The sequence below is a fragment of the Bdellovibrio bacteriovorus genome, assembly GCF_041888015.1.
In the GTDB taxonomy this organism is placed as follows: domain Bacteria; phylum Bdellovibrionota; class Bdellovibrionia; order Bdellovibrionales; family Bdellovibrionaceae; genus Bdellovibrio.
The window spans coordinates 1,505,687-1,526,865 of the sequence record NZ_CP168968.1 but is presented as its reverse complement, the minus strand read 5'-3'; the positions used below and the strand labels follow the sequence as shown (position 1 = coordinate 1,526,865).

The 21,179-nt window shown below is 45.7% G+C and carries 20 protein-coding genes; 7 read left to right on the top strand and 13 right to left on the bottom strand.

The genetic code is table 11. The features are described 5' to 3' along the window. Positions 1-19 precede the first annotated feature (19 nt). On the top strand, positions 20-1,345 hold the full coding sequence (locus ACES2G_RS07355; RefSeq protein ID WP_374001694.1) for a hypothetical protein: 1,326 nt from the start codon (positions 20-22) through the stop codon (positions 1,343-1,345). Here ACES2G_RS07355 and ACES2G_RS07350 read toward each other — a convergent pair. From ACES2G_RS07350 to ACES2G_RS07335, 4 genes are read right to left on the bottom strand one after another with little or no spacing between them, the layout of a single operon-like run. Beyond that, positions 1,299-2,402 carry a glycosyltransferase family 4 protein gene (locus tag ACES2G_RS07350; protein WP_374001693.1) on the bottom strand — a complete coding sequence of 368 codons (1,104 nt, stop codon included), beginning with the start codon at positions 2,400-2,402 and terminating at the stop codon, positions 1,299-1,301. The two genes, ACES2G_RS07355 and ACES2G_RS07350, sit on opposite strands and share 47 nt — an antisense overlap. A 9-nt stretch (positions 2,403-2,411) precedes the next feature. Beyond that, the gene (locus tag ACES2G_RS07345; RefSeq protein WP_374001692.1) at positions 2,412-3,629 is read right to left on the bottom strand and encodes a hypothetical protein; all 1,218 of its coding nucleotides are present in this window, start codon (positions 3,627-3,629) and stop codon (positions 2,412-2,414) included. A 1-nt stretch (position 3,630) separates the two neighbouring features. Next, positions 3,631-4,842, bottom strand: a complete 1,212-nt coding sequence (locus ACES2G_RS07340; RefSeq protein ID WP_374001691.1) for an O-antigen ligase family protein — start codon at positions 4,840-4,842, stop codon at positions 3,631-3,633. Further along, positions 4,832-6,028 (bottom strand): O-antigen ligase family protein, encoded by a 1,197-nt coding sequence (locus tag ACES2G_RS07335; RefSeq protein ID WP_374001690.1) that lies wholly within the window; start codon positions 6,026-6,028, stop codon positions 4,832-4,834. Before ACES2G_RS07335 ends, ACES2G_RS07340 begins: the two co-directional genes overlap by 11 nt. 302 nt (positions 6,029-6,330) lie before the next feature. Between ACES2G_RS07335 and ACES2G_RS07330 the strand changes: the two genes are divergently transcribed. After that, positions 6,331-6,483, top strand: coding sequence for an XRE family transcriptional regulator (locus tag ACES2G_RS07330; protein WP_374001689.1), 153 nt, complete (start codon positions 6,331-6,333; stop codon positions 6,481-6,483). Positions 6,484-6,557: 74 nt separating this feature from the next. Here the strand turns inward: ACES2G_RS07330 and ACES2G_RS07325 are convergent, their stop codons facing one another. The 4 genes from ACES2G_RS07325 to ACES2G_RS07310 all read right to left on the bottom strand — a co-directional run bounded on the left by ACES2G_RS07325 (position 6,558) and on the right by ACES2G_RS07310 (position 10,299). Continuing rightward, positions 6,558-7,868 (bottom strand): HipA domain-containing protein, encoded by a 1,311-nt coding sequence (locus tag ACES2G_RS07325; RefSeq protein WP_374001688.1) that lies wholly within the window; start codon positions 7,866-7,868, stop codon positions 6,558-6,560. Beyond that, positions 7,862-8,110, bottom strand: a complete 249-nt coding sequence (locus tag ACES2G_RS07320; RefSeq protein ID WP_347359212.1) for a helix-turn-helix domain-containing protein — start codon at positions 8,108-8,110, stop codon at positions 7,862-7,864. Before ACES2G_RS07320 ends, ACES2G_RS07325 begins: the two co-directional genes overlap by 7 nt. Positions 8,111-8,248: 138 nt before the next feature. After that, positions 8,249-8,479, bottom strand: coding sequence for a hypothetical protein (locus tag ACES2G_RS07315; RefSeq protein ID WP_374001889.1), 231 nt, complete (start codon positions 8,477-8,479; stop codon positions 8,249-8,251). A 473-nt stretch (positions 8,480-8,952) separates the two neighbouring features. Next, entirely contained in the window at positions 8,953-10,299 is a 1,347-nt protein-coding gene (locus tag ACES2G_RS07310; RefSeq protein ID WP_347359211.1) for an exopolysaccharide biosynthesis polyprenyl glycosylphosphotransferase, read from the bottom strand. 239 nt (positions 10,300-10,538) lie between these two features. Between ACES2G_RS07310 and ACES2G_RS07305 the strand changes: the two genes are divergently transcribed. The 5 genes from ACES2G_RS07305 to ACES2G_RS07285 all read left to right on the top strand — a co-directional run bounded on the left by ACES2G_RS07305 (position 10,539) and on the right by ACES2G_RS07285 (position 13,893). Continuing rightward, positions 10,539-10,820, top strand: a complete 282-nt coding sequence (locus ACES2G_RS07305) for a type II toxin-antitoxin system mRNA interferase toxin, RelE/StbE family (RefSeq protein WP_347359210.1) — start codon at positions 10,539-10,541, stop codon at positions 10,818-10,820. Beyond that, positions 10,810-11,115 carry a helix-turn-helix transcriptional regulator gene (locus ACES2G_RS07300; protein ID WP_374001687.1) on the top strand — a complete coding sequence of 102 codons (306 nt, stop codon included), beginning with the start codon at positions 10,810-10,812 and terminating at the stop codon, positions 11,113-11,115. Before ACES2G_RS07305 ends, ACES2G_RS07300 begins: the two co-directional genes overlap by 11 nt. Positions 11,116-11,166: 51 nt before the next feature. Then, on the top strand, positions 11,167-12,999 hold the full coding sequence (locus ACES2G_RS07295) for an LTA synthase family protein (protein WP_374001686.1): 1,833 nt from the start codon (positions 11,167-11,169) through the stop codon (positions 12,997-12,999). Between the two features lie 85 nt (positions 13,000-13,084). Next, on the top strand, positions 13,085-13,489 hold the full coding sequence (locus tag ACES2G_RS07290) for a nucleotidyltransferase domain-containing protein (RefSeq protein WP_347359207.1): 405 nt from the start codon (positions 13,085-13,087) through the stop codon (positions 13,487-13,489). Further along, entirely contained in the window at positions 13,486-13,893 is a 408-nt protein-coding gene (locus tag ACES2G_RS07285; RefSeq protein WP_347359206.1) for a DUF86 domain-containing protein, read from the top strand. The genes ACES2G_RS07290 and ACES2G_RS07285 overlap by 4 nt, the downstream gene beginning before the upstream one ends. Positions 13,894-13,911: 18 nt before the next feature. Here the strand turns inward: ACES2G_RS07285 and ACES2G_RS07280 are convergent, their stop codons facing one another. From ACES2G_RS07280 to ACES2G_RS07260, 5 genes are all read right to left on the bottom strand, one after another. Beyond that, on the bottom strand, positions 13,912-15,156 hold the full coding sequence (locus ACES2G_RS07280) for a hypothetical protein (RefSeq protein WP_347359205.1): 1,245 nt from the start codon (positions 15,154-15,156) through the stop codon (positions 13,912-13,914). 114 nt (positions 15,157-15,270) lie between these two features. Further along, positions 15,271-15,696, bottom strand: a complete 426-nt coding sequence (locus ACES2G_RS07275) for a type II toxin-antitoxin system VapC family toxin (protein WP_374001685.1) — start codon at positions 15,694-15,696, stop codon at positions 15,271-15,273. Next, on the bottom strand, positions 15,686-15,934 hold the full coding sequence (locus tag ACES2G_RS07270; RefSeq protein ID WP_347359203.1) for a type II toxin-antitoxin system prevent-host-death family antitoxin: 249 nt from the start codon (positions 15,932-15,934) through the stop codon (positions 15,686-15,688). Before ACES2G_RS07270 ends, ACES2G_RS07275 begins: the two co-directional genes overlap by 11 nt. A 207-nt stretch (positions 15,935-16,141) precedes the next feature. Continuing rightward, the gene (locus ACES2G_RS07265; RefSeq protein ID WP_374001684.1) at positions 16,142-20,134 is read right to left on the bottom strand and encodes a DEAD/DEAH box helicase; all 3,993 of its coding nucleotides are present in this window, start codon (positions 20,132-20,134) and stop codon (positions 16,142-16,144) included. Between the two features lie 2 nt (positions 20,135-20,136). After that, positions 20,137-21,171: an NAD-dependent epimerase/dehydratase family protein gene (locus ACES2G_RS07260; protein ID WP_347359201.1), complete on the bottom strand. Its 1,035-nt coding sequence runs from the start codon at positions 21,169-21,171 to the stop codon at positions 20,137-20,139. Positions 21,172-21,179 lie beyond the last annotated feature (8 nt).

Genomic DNA, 21,179 nt, shown 5'->3' with positions numbered 1-21,179 from the left:
AAAAAAGAAAATATCACTTATGCAAAGTCAAAGCCACATCCGAGTTGTCTATCTCGAATCTCCGTATTCTTTTATTTTCAGAGATCTAAATAACAAACTGAATCCTGAATGGAGCTATTCCCTGCTATTTTCCCTCGGCTACTACTATTACAAACCTACTCGTAACTTTTCATTTATCCGAAGCGAGTTAAGTTCCGACATCCCCCCCCAAGAGAACTGGCTAAAAAACGTCTCAGAACTACCCTCGATAGTAAACAGCAACACAAGGAAGCCGACAGAAGATGAGCTTACAGAAATGGCCTCTTTTGCTCATTTCTTACACAACTTCATTATCAAAAACCGCGTGAATCTTTTAATTTGCCACAACGATCTTCGCTGGCAACATGCGATTGCCAAATTTATTTGCCAAACATTAAATGTCAAAATTCTCTTCTCTGAAGAAGGATACTTCAGACCAAACACCATCACAGTGGACCATGCAGGGGTCAACGCTTATTCTTCACTCCCAAATGACGCTGGCTTTTACCAAGATGTGAGTATCTCCCCGTGCCCACTAAAGTCCTTTGACAATGCAACTCCATTTCAAAGATTTATGCGCATTGCCCACTTCAACATTTTCATGCTTCTTGAGATCGTCGGAGCAAGTCTTGGATTGAACACAATCACAAGAAATAAGAAGTATTCATTTAAAAGGTATTTTTCCCTATTTATTAGCAAGCTAAAGAGAAAAAAAGCTATTTCAGTTAAAGAATCTATATCTAACTACATCTTTGTAGCACTTCAGGTTGCTGAAGATACTCAGACCGTCATCCATTCCCCATTCAATGGGACACAAGACTTCATTGTTGCAGTAGAAGACGCTTTCTATTCAATTCCAAAAGAGGAAAGACAAGATACTAAATTAGTTTTCAAAAAACACCCCATGGAAGGAGACAAATCATATCACTTCAGTCTTGAATCAAAAGTTGTCTCAGCAGACACCAACCATCTGATTTCCAACTCTATCGGAGTTATTCTTATCAATTCCTCTACAATTGCACAGTGCCTGCATGCTAAGAAGCCGGTCGTTACACTGGGGAATAGTTTTTTCGATATACCTGGGCTGACCTATAAGACAAGCACAGCAGATCTTCAGAAAGCCTTAAAGAAGCTAATCAATGGTCAAATAGAGATCAGACCAGACCTATTTAAGAAATTCTTAGATTATTTGAAGTACTCATATCAGTACAACATGAACTTGTACTATTATAACGACGCGGACATGGAAAACTTTGCAACGACACTTATTGAGAGGGAAATTAATCCTCCTCAAAAAGGGATTTATACAGATCAGAATACTCTTTAGACATTCTAGCAGATGAGAAGTAATCTAAGTCAGATACAGGACAACTTTTTTGTGGCTCATCCAGCGCGCGCTTAATCAAAGTGCGTAATGCGTCCACATCGTTAACTGGAAAGAAATAAATAGGGCATTTTTCACCAGCAATACGGTGTATCTCACGGTGAGGTGGTATATCCGAAAGAATCACCTTAGCACCAGAACAGAGAGCTTCGACCACTGCATTTGGCAAAGCTTCAGTCTCTGAAGCCGATATAAATACTTTATACTGCGGCAAAACTCTCTCAATATTTTTTTCATTTCCAAAAAAGACTACATTCTCTAAAGCCAGATCCTTAAGGGCGTCGAGCATCGGCCCCTCTCCATAGATATGAAGCTGTTCCTTACTGCCTTTTGTGGCCTCCTGAAATGCCTTAGAAATAACGTCGAATCTCTTTAAATTTACGATCCGACCAAATGCAACAGCATTTCTTTTTTGCTCGTCCACTCTACGAAAACCGAGAAAGCGATTTAAATCAATTCCGTTCAAAATACATCGTACCTTCTGAAGCCCCTGAGAGCGAAAAACCTGCTCCAAGGAAGTCGATACTGCCACCGGCGAACCGATAAGACTAACGAAGATCGAGTGAGCAAAAGAAAGAATTTCTCCTATCAACGGGCCATACTTAAAAGGATAATCTAAAAAGAAATTTGAATGGATCGTAGATACTGAGCGGACATTGAAGAAACTCAGAATAGCTGCAATAAAGTCTGGACGCAAACCATGCGCATGAACGACAGCAAACTCTTCTTTCCGAGACATCCGCAGCAAACGATAGACAATTCCTGGAACTGAATACCATCCTCGAGAACCAATCTGTATAACCTTACATCCAAGAATATCCTCAAAGGCACTACGCATACTATCTGCGTCTTCCGGTGCTATTGTAATAACTACGGGCCGGATAGCTTTATCTAGGCCAGCCACAGTATTGTATAGAACTGCGGTCGCTCCACACCGGCGTAGTGTCGAGATTAAATAAAAAACTGTGATACGTTTGTCTTTTTGCACGAAAAAATCCATTACTTCTCGCTATTTTCTATCAAAAAAATAACTGAGCGAAAACAAAGCTGTGACAATAAGTGGAACGAGAACCGTTAAGGATAAGGCGCTAAAAATTGAAAAATCTGGATACAATAGGCTTGCAAGACCATAGCCGATAATAACAGCGATATATCTCAGCATTGCTGTTCGATAGCGGTATGTCAGAAGATCGTAATTAACACATAACGAAAAGCAGACAATCGACAAAACAACAAATGGACCCATCCATAAGTAATCTATTGCGGTCTTATAGGCTTCCCCGAAGGCCAATACTAGCCATGTTTTAGGGAAAACCACTAAAGAAACGGTAAATAGTAAGCTTGCCGCAACTGTGACCGCGCTAATCTTTAAAAACCTTTTCTTGAAGACTCTAATATCTGCTTTATAGGTGTGTGCCAGTGCTGTATAGTTTGCGCTGAATATAACCATACCTATAGCAGTGACAGGCTCGATCAACTTACTTACCAACTGAAAACCGCCATACTCTTCCATGCCCATTCGACTTACCATGAGCACGCCTATCACTCTTACTTGGAATACACTCAAAAAACTCATTATGGCCAACGGAAAACTCTTACGTATAAGTGAAATACAGAAGCCTTTTTGATAAACTCCCTTTAAAGGAGCACCGATATCTCTGGCAAACTTGAACTGAACCATGGTTGCGAACACGCCCTGAAAGAACGAAGCCGCACCAACCAAATTCAAACTGGCCCCAAGTAGCGCAAATACAGAACGTGAACCATTATACGCTCCTGCAGAAACAATCTGGATCTTTTGAACCAAGTCGCCTCTAGATCTCGCATCAATCAAAATCTGACTATACTCAAAAATCCTGAAAAAAAGACGCAATGAAGAAAAGAACAACAGAGCATAGAAAACTTTGTCATCAGAGAAGTAATAAAGCCCACCAATACCTACCACAATCAACACCCAGAGTATTGAATTATGAATCTTCCACGCAGAAATCACCTTCGGTTCATCTTCAGGATACTCCACCAAGTGATTCTTCAGATGACTTGGGTTTAATAAAACCAATGCATCCAAGATCCCTACGTATGTAATAACCAACTGATAGATACCGAAATCAGCAGGGCCGTATTTCGAGGCAATAACTGCCGTAGCAAAGAAAGATAAAACATACCTAGCAAGTATATTTAGATTTCCCCAGACGCTATTTTTTATAATCTGCTTCCTAATGGACAAGCTACACCTTTTGACGATCCGGATCTATTTCAACAAAACTCAAGGAATAGAGGAAATAGATCAATGTTGATGTCTGCGCCATAAACAACATTTCAAATTGGCCTGCGACAAAAATAAAAACAACGACCGGAAGAAAAATCTGTTTATGTAAATTGCTGGACTTGAATATCTCTATTGCCCATGAAGTTATCCAAAGCATGAATGCAATAAAACCAAGGATACCGGTATTTGCCAGTGTCTCTAAAAACACATTGTGAGAATGCTCATTCACATACTCTTTATGAGGTAGATCATATCGTTCTTTTAAATCTTGCACATGATACTTCAACTGCTGAGGACCAAGCCCAACAACAGGATTCTCTAAGAAGGCCTTCCATGCTGACTGGTACTGAGAAAGACGAATTGTGTTCGAACTACTTGTGGCGCTCATGAAGAAACGAGATGCTTGGCTCCCCCCCAACAGCGCTACCACCACCAGCGCCCCAATAACCGCTGCCGACAAGCCTGCGATCCAATACCCGAAAATTCTCCGATAATAGAAAACTATAATTGGTACTCCCATCAGAAGTCCCAAAAGGGCACCTCGCGTATATGATAAAACCAGACCAACACCACCGAATAAGATAGCAAAATAGATGAAGTTACGATTCAAGCTTGGGAATCTCTTTAAATTAAAAGACAAGCCAGTTAAAATCAGAAGTACTATGGCAGAACCATATCCATATCTCATCACGTCTGTAAAACCACCAACTCTCGTGCCAAAGTCCCCACTTCTCAGCTTGAACACATCATAGCCTAAATAAACCTTAATCACGCCATGAATACAGGCAACAACAATGCTAAGTAGGAAAAGATAAAATATAGGGCGAATACTGTCTTTAAGGACTGTTGTAGACTGCAAGTTTCTAAACAGAATCACACCAATTAAACCAACAAGCGGATACTTTATTAAACCCAAGGCATGAGACTTTTCCTGTAGTTCCGGAAAATTCAAAATCCCTGACAATATCTGGGCAAAAACAAAAGCCAACAAAAACCAGCCACTTTTGGGCAACTTTAGGCTTAATCCTCCTGAGAACGCAGCTAATAAAAAGGCAATTACTAAGAGTATTTGAAAAGCTGCAACTAGAGAAACCGAAACAAACACAGATAGGCTAAATGCATAAAGTGCTCCAATAAGCAGTCGTTCACTCCAAACCTTACTAGCCTGCATAACGCCCTCCACCAGTCGGCTTAGCTTTGATATAAATCAACAAAGCCCATATGAAAATCAACATCATTCGAACCTTTGCATGCTCAAAGTTAGATTCTGTCAACCCACCAAATGCAAACCCTACAAGAGCACCAAAAATACCAATAGCCCATGCCTTCTCAATCGGGGATGACTCTTTTGAGTTAAAAATCGACCAGGCCTGCCAAATGAAGTAAAAATAGATAAATAAGTAGCATATCAGTCCAACTACTCCAGTTCCCGCCAACATATGTAGAAACTGATTATGGGCATGTCCTGTGAACTGATTCTCAGGTAACCCCTGCAAAGCATAGTACTTTCCAAGCAGTGTATAGTTCTCTCCATAACCTGCGCCAAACAAGGGATGATCTTTAAAAATCATCCAATTAGTCTTCCAGAGAACTACTCTCTCGCTGTCGTAGTTATTTTGATAGTTAAAGGCGAACAGAAAGCGTTCCTGGAATCTTGGCCACATTATAAATAATCCGGCAATAAGTAGGGATGTCCCACTAATAATTAGCAAAGCCAAACGCCAACTCAATGCCACAGCGATAGCCAAAACACCAAAGAACAATGCGATCCAGACTCCGCGTGTAAGGGTTAGAACCAAGGTAGCTCCCACCACAGCCAGAGATGCTATCCAAATATAGAAGGCCCCGCGCTCTTGCTCCCACAATAATTTCCAGCGATAGAGAAAAATTCCAGACAAAGTTAAAAACAACAAGCTATATGAATGAGCCATAGTCATAGGGCTATTCAGAATTCCGCCAACACGATCCTCGCCTTTGACTACTGAAACAATCAGAGATCCAATACAAACAATGACACTAACGGCAAGCACAACCTTAATTAGCTTTTCAAGATCCAACCGGACATATTGATAAGCCGACACCATCAGATACAGAATCAATATCCAGCGCATTTCCCCAAGGCGTTTCCAAAGCGGCCCATCAAAATGGCCATTTAGAACAAACCCCAAAGCAATCACTGCGACCCAGAACACCCAAAAGGCTTCCAGATTCATTTTACTGAAAAGCTTCCAACCCTCGGGGCCCTTTTTACGAATAGCCTGCACCAACAATGTCAGAACCGTCAGTGTCACAAAGATGTCCATGCCGGACTGAGTGGTCAATGTTCCGATCAAGGATAACAACAACAGATAAATCATTGGGAAAATCTAGCACTTACCCCCACAAGGGTCATGAGGGAAGAAGCTTGCGGTGCGGCGCGCAAGTCTGAGAAAGGATAGATAACTCGATAGTCCAAGATCAAATCATCACGGTTACCCTCCATTGGTACCAATATTGAAAAACTCCTCCGCCAGGATGGCCCACCGAAAAACAATGGAAAGAAATAGAACGAAGAATTGCCGACAGTCGCCCGACCAAAGCGCCCCCTGAAAATGCAGGCCCCGTTGCAAAAGCCAAGTACGACCTGTGCGAACATTTTATCCTGTATCATCGTGACGAGATGATTACACAGCGTGAGATGGCCGAACGACTCGGTGTCACCGAGTCTAGAGTGAGCGAAATCCTACATTATCACATTGAGCGGTTCACCATAGACAAGCTGCTGGAGCTGTTGGCTAAGATTCGGCCCGACGTGAAAATACAGGTCGCTTAACCCTCGGCAAGTTAGGAACAGAAAGCGCGCGCCTGAGGACCAGCTCGGCCATGACAGGGGCCCTCAAGACTATTTTATCTTACCTTGGAAGCTATCGAGTTGATTAAAGACGACTGAGCTAAAAATCTTTCGGCTCGGTCTTGAATATTATTACGAAGCTTATCCATGAAGTCTCGCTCATCGTCAGAGAGCTCTTCGATATGTATGGAGTCAATATGCTTCAAAGTCTCCTGACAAATCTTTCTCAGGTGAGTTGCCACAAAACGAGGTGCCAAGCCCATTTGCTCAGACATTTCAACCAATTGAAATGCTTTCACATCATCCAATACAAATGTGTCACCAATTTTAAAAGCCAGCTCCTGATGAAAGTCCTCATACATTGACACGTTCACAAGATCATATGCGGGAGCAATCTCATATCCCTTCCTGGTAACAATGTATGAGATATTCTTGCCATGATTATCAGTGTTGCCAATTATAAGATTAAACAAAATCCACCGTAAAAGCTGAAGCTGCGCCTTCGCGGGAACAGCACACTGCCGACAAAGAGCCGATAAATTAGTAACGTCAATAGGCCCTAAATAGTCATTCTTATTCGGACCAACAGGAATAATTCGTTGGTATTTGAACTCGGGAGGCGCATCCAACATCTGGCATGCATCCAGAATATGAATACGTGCGACACGGTGAGGGAGCTTCCATTCGCGATCAAAGCGCTCCACTTGTAGCACACGCTCACCCAAGCGAATCAGCTCGACATGAGCAACTGAAAGCCCCACCCTTTCGGCCAACTTCATACAAAAATATTCATTCAGAATCAGATGCTGACCTTTTCTGCCAAACTTTAAAATGTGGGTGGAAGCCAGTTTCCCCTCGCCAAATCCATACTGCCCATCCTTCAACAGAGTCACAGCCAACTTCTCCTGAACCCCAGCCAAAGACAGACGAGGCTTTCCATCCCAAATACTGATCGGCTTACTGGCCCGCTCTCGAATTCTTTGCTCCAGCTCCTCAATAGGAAGCGGGCGAAAAGAAGTTTCCACCTTTTCACCATTCACCGAGAATGAGAACGCCCCCGTCGTGTCACGCCCTATTGCCGCGAGCAAGGCATAAATATTCGAGGGCGAGATTTTTAAAGTGCGCGCCAATGTCTTCAGAGCCTCCCCTTCCGGGAGTAGATTCTCCAAAAACTTACGAGTATTCTCCGAAGAAAATTCTCCAGACAAAGGAAGATGTGGCGACAAAACGAAGTCTGCATTCCAGGTCCAATGAGCTGAATATACCAGATGAAATTCCTGCCGATCGAGATCATACCTTAGATCCGCAACCTCTCGATCTTCATACAGCAACCTCAAAGAGGGATCTTGTTTAGCTTTTTTCACCATCGATTCACCTGCAGCTGAATGCCCAAACCATTGAGAACCTTGAATAGGCTGTCAAGATTCACTCCCGACTTCGCAGTTTCAATTTTCGACAGCGTCTCAACAGACACCCCACACAGCCCAGCAGCATCATCAATCCGCAATCCAGCCTGAGTACGGCGAGCCCTCACAAAAGCCGCCAAGTCCTTAGGACTTGAAATCTCAGATCGAGCGGGTGTTGCGACAACTTGAATGGGCCTAGCCATGAGTGCCTCCATAGTTTCTATTTCTATGGAAATAATATCGCAAAAAAGAGGTTTTTTACATTAAATTTCTACTTTTATAGAAATATCCGTCCTGAAAATCAAATCATTGACATTGTTTCCACAAATAAAGAAACAATGTCATGGTGAGTGGGCTTCCCGAGAATCAGGCCGTCCCAAGGTCCTATCTCCAAGAGCATGCACCAATGACATGACCTCTTGGGTCACATGGGGGATCATTTGAGGATGTATTGGAATACGCACGAACATATAAGTTCGCTCCTCGTCAGTCTCAAAATAAGGCTCAGGAGAGCCATTCTCGCTCATCGCCTTATGAACCAAGGGAATCCCGGTGCTTCGACCTTCCGTCAGCTTTAATTCTTTTAAAAAATCCCCAATACGGCGATTCCGATACTACCTGTTCGTACAAATCACTATTTACATCTTTTAGGTATTCGCCAAGAAGCGACTTTCGTAAGTCTTCCACATCCGCTCGACGGCAAATACGATCATCGAAAGGTACTGACTTCATGCTTAGAAGCTCTTGCTCTTCCCGTCCTTTTGCTTCCATCGTATTGCTGTATTTACGAATGAAATATCCGTAGGATTTGTTTTTTGCAGTAACGGCATGCGGAGCTTTATAGGGGCGATCCTGTCCGCCAAAAGCCCACAAAACAATGAGTTTGCGATCAGCATAAGTTTACACACTCAATGCAGGAAAGTAGGCTGGCTGGATTTGATGGCAATACGCCAATAACTCCTGTTGGATCTTATCTATTTGATTTTCCTCAAGCCCCTGAGGTGGAAAAATAGGTCGACCGTCCTTATCACAGCCTCCAACACAGCTACCGCCCCCGCCCGAACAGAACCACGCGAATTGTTTTAAGGAAGATGATCAAATCCATCATCAGATTATAGTGCTTGGCATAGTAAAGCTCGTATTGAAGCTTCTCTCGGGAATCATCGACACTCGCCCCATAGGGGTAAAGCACTTGCGCCCATCCCGTCAGGCCTGGCTGCATCATGTGGCGTAGATTATAGAATGGAATTTCTTTAGCCAGCATTTCATTAAACTCTGGACGTTCGGGCCTTGGCCCCACAAAGCTCATATCACCCTTAAGCACGTTCCATAGTTGAGGAAGCTCATCCAGGCGAGTTAAGCGAATGAACTTACCAACACGCGTGATGCGGGAATCATTTTTCTGGGCCCACTTCGCCCCGTCCTTTTCAGCATCCGATCGCATGGAACGGAACTTATAGATCGAAAACAAATGACCATTTTTTCCCGTGCGGATTTGCTTGTAGATCACCGGCCCTGGGCTTTCCAGCTTTACAAGCACGGCCGTTAAAAGCATCAATGGCAGCGCTGGGACAAAGATCACTATGGATAGAATAATATCGAAGATACGCTTTACTCTGAGTGCTACAGGATGACTGATAGACTCAAAACCTTCAGAAGAAATAAACCATTCGGGATCAAGGAAATATACGGGCACTTTCAACCAGTGCTTTTCATAGAATCGGCCGAGATCCATGACTCCGTGTCCGGAAAACTTCGCTTGCATCAAAATCTGCAGGACATCCGAACTGACTTGAGAAGAACGCACTCCCACCACAACGCCGGACCAGAGTTTATTTAACTGTGCATCCAACTCGGCAAGAGAAGACTTCACCGGATTAAAAAACTGAATCTGACCTTGAAAGCCCAAACGTTCCCGATCGCCTTCAAAAAAGGCCTTGTCCTTTTCATCAATCAAAACAAGCCAGCTGAATTTACTGCGAACGGAATCCAACATTCCCAGAACCATTGTTCGGTAAGCCATAGAGCCAAAGAAGAATCCCAAGATGGTTCCCAGCAAAATACCACGACCAAAAAGTCCCGCACGATCAATCGAGAACAAATAATTCACAAGAACAATGATCACTGCGGAAACCAGCATGGCCGCAAATTGCCTGAAGATCACAGCAAAGCGTGAAAGCCCCTGATCCAAATCGTAGCCACCGAAAATGTACAAACTTAGAACTGTGATAAAACCCAGGAACAAAAGTTGAGGCTGAAGCAAGATATCTTGAACATTGGCCCCCAAACGAAGATGGCTGACCACGGTTGCAATCACCGCAAAAAACAGGACATCAATCGCCAGCAGGCTCCACTTGTACTTACTATCCAAAAAAGGACCGAACGACTTCATAAAAGATCAAGCTTCTCAATAAGTTAACTTTAAAGAGAAACCCTAGCATTTAGTCCAGTGGCCGTCATGAAGGAAGCAATGCTATTGTGCCGCGCGCAAGGCTACTGTCCGAGCATGGGCTCCTTTAGCCAACCTACTGGCTTCAGCAGACCGCTTGAGTTGTGGCTCATTTTGCAAACCTCCGACAAACATTGACAATCCCACAAAAGTACGGTAAAATACCGTACAGAAAGACTTCGATGGAAGCACGAGTAAAAGTACGCATATCCAAGTTTGCGGAAAAGCAGCTCAAGAAGGTTCCAAATTATATAAAAGAAGCCCTGCAATATTGGGCGGAGTCCGTACAACTGGTAGGGCTGCATCACACTCGAAGACTGCCCGGGTACCATGACGAACCACTAAAAGGTCCCCGCAAAGGGCAACGGTCCATTAGGCTGAATCGCTCCTATCGAGCAATCTATATGGAGTCGGAATCAGGAATAGAAATCACAGTCATTGAGGTGAGTAACCATGAGTACTAAAAATCTAACAAAGCTTCTTGAAAAAGACCTTGGGCCCATCTCTTTTGGTGGTTTCCTAAGATCGGCGCGCACCATGAAGGACCTCTCGCAAACTGAGATGGCACAACTTCTGGATATTTCCAAAAGCACTCTTTGCGATATCGAAAAAGGCCGACAACAAGTAAGCATCGAACTTGCCGCAAAAATCGCAAAAAAATGCGGCCTTTCTGAAGTCTTAGCTGTTGAGTGCTCTATTCAAGATTCACTCCGTAAAGCTGGCCTCAAAATGAGTGTCCAAATACGAAAAACCTCTTAACGCGCAGCTTCGAAAATATAAGAGGACGCATTTTGGTGATACCACCAAGAGATGCGCTTTCTTCTGTCTTCTTTCGGCTTTCTTTTCCGCATTACTTTGTTGGGCATGTGCTTTCGTGCCTTTGTCGCCTTTTATTTAAACATCTGGCAGTTCACGGAGCTTTCCAAAATCTCGGAAACCTTCGGGGCCTTCCTGTATGGATGGCATTTCGACCTGGCTATCGGCTCTGTGGTTTATCTGCTGCTGTATTGGCTGATTCTGTTATTTAAGCTTTCGCCGAAAGCCACCAAGCGCTGGAACTTCCTGCTGCTGTGGACCTATATCGTCTTTATCGTGACTGACAGCCTTTATGCCCGCGAGACCGGGCGCCATCTGTCTTACGAAGTCTATTCCCTGTTCACCGTTGAAGGCTCGATGCTGAATCTTGTCGGCCGTTATTGGCTGGCGGTGCTGATATCCCTGCTTTCAACTTCGTTTCTGAATCTGTGGCTAACCCCGACTTACAAACCTCAAAGCGGGATTGTCGGACGTCTGTTCGCCATGCTGATGGTGGCTATGATCGCCGTCATCGGCTTCCGCGGATTTGAAGGTATTCCTCAGGATGTATCCTGGGCTTATCGCGCTGGTGGAGGCCCCCAAGGAGCCGTCGTCGCTTTGAACGGAGCCTACGGCATTGTCTGGGCAGCACTTGGCGGCAAAAAAAGCAGCAAGGAAGTCATCCAGTCTTCAGACCACATCAACACCGCACAAGTTTACAAAAACTGGCGCGACAAACGCGGCATCAACCAGCCCATTGGTAAATTCGACGGCAATGTTGTGATCGTTTTCCTGGAAAGCTGGTGGGGCACCGATGTTGGCAAAATCGACGAAGAAGGTACAGAGGTCCTTCCCTTCTTCAACAAACTTCGTAAAGAGTCCTTAAGTACGGAACTTTTCCTGGCCGGGGGTCACCGCACCACCGAGGGGCTTTTTGCTTCCCTGTGCAGTCTTCCCAACCCACTGGGAAAAAGCATTATGTTTTCTGAAATTGAGAGTAAGGATTTCACCTGCCTGCCTCGCCTGCTGACAGAAAAGGGTTACAGTTCTGCGTTCTTCCAGGGGTCTGATCAGTTCACCAGTGGGACAGCATTGCTCGTTCTAAAAAGTGGCTTCCAGAATTCTTATGGCAAGCGCGAAATTCCCAATGTCGAATCTTTGGAACAGAACGCCTGGGGCGTCTTCGATGAAAGTCTTTATAGCTTTGTCGAAAGCAAAATGAATGAATTGCCCGAGCCCATGCTGATTGGAGTCAACACCAACTCCACTCACGATGATCGTCTGCCCGCCAAAGCCGATCGCAAACGCTACAAAACCACTCGTTACTGGGCGGATCACGAACTTCAAGGGTTCTATGAAAAGCTTCTGAAAAGAAAATGGAAAAAAGACTGGGTTCTGGTCTTGGTCGCGGATCACACCACTTACGGCGGTGCCAGTATCTTTGAACACTACTCTATTCCGTTTTTAATGAAGTATCATTCGGTTGCGAAAAAAGGGGCCTCGCCGGTAGAGCACAGATTGTTGCCGGGAGCCTATTCTCAAGTCGATGTCGCTGCGACGTTGGCGGATCTCACGGGCAGCAAAGCTCCGGATTTTATCGGCCGCTCTTTATTGCGTCCGAATGACTTTAGTTCCGGAGCCAGCGTCTTTCATTTGGGCCAGTCGGCGTGGTTTGATGGCGACTGGAGTGTCGTTTTCAATATCCGTATCCCGGGCGAAAAGAAATGCTTTAACTGGAAGAATGACATGAGCTTTGCCCACCCACTTCCTTGCCCTTCTCAAGGCGAGAAGATGTACGAAGAAGGCTTAAGCTACATTAAGGAATCACAGGAAGAGCTGTTCCGGTAAAGAAGGTAGACACCTTCCTTGTGATGCGGCGCTTCTGCAAAAGTAAGCAGGTACCTTTTCAGAAGGGGATTTCGTATGATTTGGTATGCCTCTACAAACCGGTGATCTTGAAACAGCATTACAAACCTTTCTCCAAAAGCACCCGAGTGTGGCTGTCCTTGGTTATTTTGGTTCCTACGCCAAAGGCCATCCTCGTTCTGACAGCGATGTTGACATCTGCCTTGCGGAAGATCGCCCACTGAGCACTGAAAAGAAAATCCAGTACATCAACGAGCTCACACTTTTATTAAGAAAAGAAATTGATCTCTTGGATCTCCATACGGTCAACGGGGTCATCCTTAAAGAATCTTTACATACGGCAAAATGGGTGCACAAGGAAACAGCCGTTTATGCTCAAATCATGAAAAGAATGCTTTTTGACCAAGCAGACTTCCAACCATACTATCAGCGTATGTTGAAAGCTAAAAGAGAGAGGTTTCTTAAGTCATGACCATAGAAGTCCTCCATCAAAAAATTGAATCTCTGAGAAACTGTATTGAACGAATCGAGAGTAAAAAGCCTTTTGTTGCGGATGACCTTCGTAAAGACTTTGATCTTCAAGATATCATCTCTATCAATCTTGAAAGGGCTGTTCAGATTTGTGTGGATTTAGCTTCGCACCTTCTGGCTGAAAGTGGCGGACGAACACCTACGACGATGGCTGAGTCCTTCATACTTCTCGCAGAGGAAAAAAAGATCTCTCCGGAGGTCGCTCAAGCCTTGGTAAAGTCTGTTGGGCTGCGCAACCTTCTGGTTCACGAATATTCGAAAATCGATTGGGACATCGTTGCTAAAGTTGCCAACGACCACTTAGATACATTCAGGAATTTCGCAAAGGAAATCCTGTTACCTTAATAAGGGCACGCAGTACCTTTAAGGGTTTTGCTTCACGTTAAGGTCAAAAATATTTTGCTTAGACACGTTAGAGGAAATGGTGCCAACTTTACCACTCTGGCCATCGACTCCGTTGGTCCCATCTGCACCTTTAGGGCCTTTTTTACCCGCTGTTGGAACTTGAGCACAAACACCCAATGTTTTCCCTGGTGCGCCGCCATTGCCGCCTTCGTGGCCCGGGGAGCCTGAGGCTCCTTTGCCACCGTGGCCGACTTGGGTTCCCACCTCGAGTGAGAATTCACTGAAATCATCGATAGTCACAAGTAGATTGCCGGTATCACCGCCTGGTTGTCCATTTTCACCATTGATACCTGGGGCCCCTTGGGCACCGTCCTGGCCATTGCCTGCTGCTCGCGTGCAAATAGGTTGCGCAGGGCTATCTGGAGTCCTTGGGCTTCGTCTGGTTGCTTCATCTAAACCATTAGCTCCATCAAGCTTGGAATCTCTTTGGCGAGAGATGTTTCCCTGCCTTTCGAGTTCCTCGCCGCTTTTCCCGTTCCGGCCGTTGAAACCAACCATGGCAACACTCAATGTACCCACGGCTTTTTTGGCGGTGATGGAAATACTGGAATTGCGGATTTCGAAATTATTGCTTCCAATGTTTTGAGCGTTTTGTGTGCGGATTTTGGCGTAGGAAGGAAACAGGTTGAAGGCCTTATTTTGAGCCTCTTCAACATACATTTTATTTACGGAAATATTCAAGTGTCGCCCGTTAGTAAGAATGTACCCGCCGGACAAAAGGTAAAGTCTATTAGCAGATAAATTGGTATCTTCTCTTAAATAGTATGGTTCCGATAAGATAATATCTACCGGAGCCTTGCGAGTAACAGTATAAACAGACATCGGCGCGCCTAGTGAGTCCATTGCCGTAAGCTCAATGTCCAGCTCGGCTCCTTGCTCAACAACTGCAGTTGTTGAGCTTGCGTCAGCTATAATCGCCTTCTTCCCATTCATAACCAGCATTACGCTTGAAATACCTGTCGGCCATGCGATCGTTAGCTGATAACGTCCCATCTCAGCTTCTTTAAACGATACCTGAACGTTTTCATCGTTTAGCTGTCCATTGAACGCTTCTTTAGCTCGTTCTGACTTGATCTGCTCGACAACGTCAGTCGCCGGAGCCGGATCCGCAGCAGCTTTGGTTTTTTCCCCGTCGTCCTTCTTAAAAGCACAGGCCGACAGCGCTAGAAAACCCGATAAAACCAAGGATGTATAAAGTCTCATAAAGCGTCCTTATATAACCGGAAAATAGATTAGACCGCTTGGTTATAACGGAAAATATGAAGACTATAAACTGTCAGGATTTTATACAGGTAGATGCTTCACGACTGCCCATATTTAGTAACAGGCAACTGTATTTACCAACCCCTGCTTTCCATAGGACAGGATAAGACTGTCTTGAGTGACCAAGGTGTATCGGTTTTTTCGCGCTGTTGCGACTATGAGGCGATCTGCGGGGTCTCCATGAAATCCCCTTGGAAGCCGACTTGATTCGACTGCTATATCAATGGAAAGCGGCACGACCTCAATTTGCATCTTTGCAACAGCTTGCTCAAGCCAATCCTGACAAGGCTCCGCCAAAGCCAAACGCCCTTTTGCCTCAAGCATCGCCACTTCCCAAAGAGAAATAGCAGAGACCGCCAAACGATGCTCGCGAAAGGCCTTTTCAATCGCTTTTCTCGTCGTGGACTTAGCCATTTTATCATGGCCTAGACACACCCATATCCAAGCATGCGTATCCAATAGAAGAGAACTATTTTTCATCAGCATCCCATTTTTCATTCAGAGAACCAACGATATCGCCTTTGATCTCTCCAGTACCTGCCATAATACCAAATGGACTCTCCAGCTCGGAAATGTCCACGTCGGCATCAGCAGGAACAAGCTTCGCAACTGGCTTACCATGCTTGGTAATAGTCACAGCCTGACCGTATTTCTTCACACGATCCATCAGCATAAGGCATTCTGCTTTAAATTTTCCTGCTGGATATTTTTGAGTCAAAGTGGCCTCCAAATAACTATGGTCATTATAGCATGGTCATATTTAATTGAAAAGCACCAAGAAAGCTACAATTTCCGTGTAGTATCAAGAACTTAACTCTACAAGGCGCCCAAAGGTACGCCGTACCTTTTTGTAACGCACTGTAGGCCTAAAAAAGAACCGGGAACCTTTTAGGAGCCCAGAGCCCAGTCTGCCGCTAACAGCTCTTTATTTAAGCCCCAACAGGAAATCAAAGTCCTCTTTGCTGAGAGCACTGCCGCTGGAATCCAGATCTGCCGTAGTTGCCGTTTCCGAGAATAGCGACTGGAACTTACGGTTCTTGCGCTCTTTTAGAAGCTCCATTTTTTCCTCTAAAGATTCGTGCATGATATAGCGGAAGACCTGAACGGCCTTACGTTGTCCCAAACGATGCGCTCGGTCCGTGGCTTGATTCTCCACGGATGGGTTCCACCACGGTTCCAGATGGAAGACGTAGCTGGCTTTGGTCAAATTCAGACCCACACCACCCGTCTTGAGTGTCATCACCAAAACAGCCCCACCCGGGGTTTCATTAAAGTCTTTCAGAATCTTTTGGCGTTGTTTGGTTGGGATTGCTCCATGCAGAACAAAGACCGGAATTCCCACGGCACGCAGAAGCTTCTCTGTTCTTTCCAGTGTCTGTAGGAACTGGGTAAAGACCAAAGCACTTTCGCCGGATTCGATGATTTCTTGCAGGGAGTCCAACAAAGCTTCCAGCTTCGGCGGAGTTTTGTCGTACTTTACGTCCGGTAAAGCCCCTGGATCCGAACACGCCTGACGAAGACGCAACAATGCCGTCAACATCTGAAGCTGGGACTGATTTTCACCAACTTCCTTGATGGAGCTTTGAATGCGTTCATTGTAGGCAATAGCGATATCGCGATAGATTTTTTTCTGTTTTTCTTCAAAGGCAATGCTGACCTTGGTTTCCTGTTTTTCAGGAAGTTGATTCAGAATTTCTTTTTTGGATCTGCGCAAAATCAAAGGCTTTGTTTTAAGCTTCAGATCCTCGACATCTTCCAAAAGAACAACGTCTGTATTCACGAACTGACGACGGAAATCATCGTATTTGCCCAGGCTTCCCGGCACTACCAAGTCTAACAAAGAATAGAACTCACCATAGTGATTTTCCATCGGGGTCCCGGTCAGGCAAAGTTTGAATCGGGCATTCAGCATACGAGCCGAGCTGGTACGTTTGGCGGAAATATTTTTCAGATTCTGAGCTTCGTCGAAAATCAAAACGTTCCAGTTGTACTGACTTAAGAATTCGCCATTTTCCATCAAAAGACCATAGGTGGTCACAACCACCAAAGGCTCCTTGGCTTCAAGGCGTTTGCCAATGCGCTCATGGTCCTTGCTGGTGAAGATTTCAAATGGCAGATTTGGCGTGAACTTCGCCACTTCACTTTCCCAATTGTACACCAGGCTTGAAGGCACCACGATCAACACCTGGCCCAATTGATTTTGCGTGCGCAGGTATTCCAGGAAACAAAGAGCCTGCAGGGTCTTACCCAAACCCATATCATCAGCTAGCAAAGCCCCCATCCGCAAGGTGTAGAGATCCAAAAGCCATTGGAAGCCTTCGTGCTGATATATTTTTAGATCGGCTTTCACGGTTTCAGGAACCTTCACAAGATCGGTGCGCGTGCCTAGGTTGTCATAGAAAGTGCAAATCTTTTTCCACTCGTCATCGCCGCGGAATTTATATCCCGACGCACGTAAGGCTAAAAGCTCCAAAGCCTGATGTTTGGGAAGCTGATAGTACTTATCCGACCACGGCTTCTTGCTGGATTCACGCTTGCCTTTTTGCAGCTTATTCCAGAAGCCTTCCAAGCGACGCAATGACGGAATCTCTGTGCGAGGCACCAGATAGAACCTGCCGTCGTATTCAATCACCCCGCCGCCGCCAAGACTCTTTAGCTGTTTGGAGTCAATTTCTTGCCCTTGCAGGAAGAAACGCGGATTGAGCTCAAACCAATTTAGCATGCCTTCATCAAGCTTACTGACGATCTGGAAATCGACTACGAATTCATCCTTTGTCAGCTCTTCCAAACGCTGGCCACGCACATACAGACGAATTCCATGATCCATCAATGGCTGCAAAAGCCCCAGGGACTGCGTGGGTGTGACATCTTCTTTACCCCAACTTGGCATAAAGAAGTGACCTTTTTCCAACAGCGGATCTTCTTCAACCTTACCATCCCAAATCTTGGTAAGCAGTCCCGTACGTGCCCGTTTAAAGGCAGACCCTTGGGTGGAAAGAGCCATGTATTTCAGAATCTCATACACGACACGGAACTCACGCTCGACCGAGCCCGAGAACAAGTACTCGCCCTTAGGGCTGTACACGGCTTCTCTCTCGGAAAGCATTTTCATAATCTTTGCGACATAATCTTCAAAAACACTCAACGTGCTTTTCGAACACAATTCATCCAACGGCTGGGCTTTATCCAAGCTGACCCCGTCACCAGTCACAACAAGAGAATGAATTTTTGGAGACACCATTTTCAATAAATTCTGCGGACTGCAGGTCGTACCGTCCGTCAGCTGTCGGTCAAAATGCAGACTGAGTGCTTCCAGCGTCAGGTACTGCAAAGCCCCCAGATGTTTTAGCAGTTTCAAATCCCATTCGCGTTTTTTGAAACTGGTTGAAGCCAGTGTCTTCACTTCACTTTGCAATAAAAAGCCCAAACCTTCATGCAACGTGCGTAAGATCATGACCACCGGAGTACTAAAACCATTTTGGGAAACGTTTTGGGTTTCGGAAAGACTGAATACTTTTTCAATCACAAAGCCCGCATCGTCCTGATGGTGCAGATTCAAAACGCTACCAATGGCACCCACATCGTGACTGCCACCTTCAACTTTGACCGGCAGCGCGCGACTGCGCAGGAACTTCATAAAGGAAGCCGTCTCGGTCTTACCCTCGACATTCAAGTGCGAGAAATGCAGCGGTTTTTCAGTAGCCAGCTTACGAGAATAGAACTGCCCGACCGCTTCAAACTCTTTGCGCCAGCCAAAGGCCACAAGATGGCCCAAACCAAAATCAATGGCAAAATTATCAAAGAAAGCGTAACGCTCTTGAGGCTTCTTCGCGCGCAGCACCGCTGAAGTGCGAACATCCTCTTCACCACTGAATTCAATCTGCCATTGGAAGGCCTGTTCAGCTTCGACAGAGATGTTTCTGATCTGCAACGCCTTCCCAAGGTCTTTCAGGTCCTGAACAAAAAACTTCAGATCACCTTTATTCACCCGGCGGATAATACGATTTAAGAGCTCCTGCATAACGGCTTCAATGTCCAGCAGGTCTCGACTGAAAAAACGATGCGGGTCACTTGGCAGCAAAGGCCAAAGCACTTCAAAGCTTTCTTTGCGCGCTGGGGCTGGCAACAGATCACGAGGAACAATGGCGCGATAAGCGTGGCGGAGAATATCTTTGCTGCTTACTGCGACCCCGTCGCTGAAATTATAGCGAAGAATTCCCGCAAGCTGCTGCTGATTTTTACTGTCAGCCCAGTACACAGTTTCTTTTTGCGGGTTTCCTCTGAATGCTTGTGGAAGCCCCCAGACAGCGCCCGTGGAACCATCTTCGCTGTCCGGCACATGAGTTAGTTCATAGGGCATGGAAGCTTCTGGCAGGAAGTCTTCCAGTGGCAAGGACTCATCCAGTGACAGGGGCTCCGTGCACAGGGCAAGGGATTCCAGTTTCAGATCAGAGGGCAGACCTTTGGTGTCACCTTCTCCACGCTGAGCTTTTTTTTCTTCTGTCTGATCCCAAAAGTCCTCGCAGAAGTTACTGACTTGGAAGCTGTGATTGCGCAAGAATCCGCGATCCACCGACAAAGCCCACCAGATAAGAATCAAAGAAGCCCATTGGTGCTGACAGATATCATCAGCATCTTTGCGGCTTTCCGCACACTGGGCACAGTGGAACGTCAGTTCCCCACCTTCACCATCTTCGGTAACACTGACATAGGATTTTTTTAGGGAACTTTCTTCAGCAAAAACGAACTGCATCTCCAGTCCACCGTCATCCGTTTTCTGGATTCGGTGACTGTCTAGCGCCAAAGCTTTCAGAATTTTAAATGCCTTCTCGGCGACGGGCATTTGCTCCAGGGTCGCAAGATCCTTGGGGCTGACTAAATGAGAAATTTTTTGCAGTGTTAATCCGAAAAAGGCCATCCCTACAACTTAGCAGAAGTCGCAGAAGAATAATATTCTTTATACCACTGAATGGTTTCTTTTAGAGTGTTTTGCAGGTTTCTCCGTGGCTCCCAGCCCAGATCCTGCTTTGCCAGATGCGAATTTAGCTCACCGTGACGGGAGATGTTGGATTTTATTTCTTCATTCCAAGAAAGTTGTGCCTTTGCACCCCATTCATCTGCTAAAATGCGCGCCACTTCGCCGACGGCGTGCATTTCAGAAGGGCCAAAGTTATAGCTTGCCGCCAGCTTGGGACCTTTTTCAATCAGCCCATGAGCCAAAGCCAAAAGTCCCAGCACCTGATCCTGGACTGCGATCCACGGACGCAAGGACTGTGGATTTTTAAGTGTAAACACTTCCCCACTCACAAATGCTTTCACCGCCTGCGGAATCAATGCCTGCTCAGTGAAATCCCCACCGCCCACCGCAGATCCCATACGGGCTGTGGCAATGGCGATTTTATGTTTGTTATATTTTTCTGGAGCAAAGAAAGTCTGACGATAAGAAAGGGCTATCAGCTCCGAACACAGCTTAGCCGTCGGCAGCGCGGCCGATGCCCCAACACTGTCTTCTTCCGTGTAAGCTTCCTGAGAGGTCTTGCGAGCATAAACTTTGTCGGAACTAAGAACCACAACAGATCGCACCGAGGCCGTTTCACGCATTAGCTCCATCAGCGTGGCAGTGCCTATCGCGGATTTACTGAAAGTTTCCAGGGCCCGAGCCTGTGCATCCTTAAGAAGGCCGATTTCACCCAAATGAATGACGGCATCGGCCTGGGCAAACGACAAAGCCTCGCGAAGAGCAGCTTCGTCGCGCAGATCTCCGAAAGTCATCGAGATCTTCTGTCCCAGATTTTCCAGATCAAAAAGATTTGCCTCAGTCGCCGGAGCTTCACCAAAACCGAAGACTTGCGCCTTCTGAGCAAGCAAGGCCTTCACCACCCACGCCCCCAGAAAACTGGCCGGCTGAGTGACAAAAACGCGCTTGTTGTACCAAAAGCTTTCGGTGGTGGTCATAGATTAGT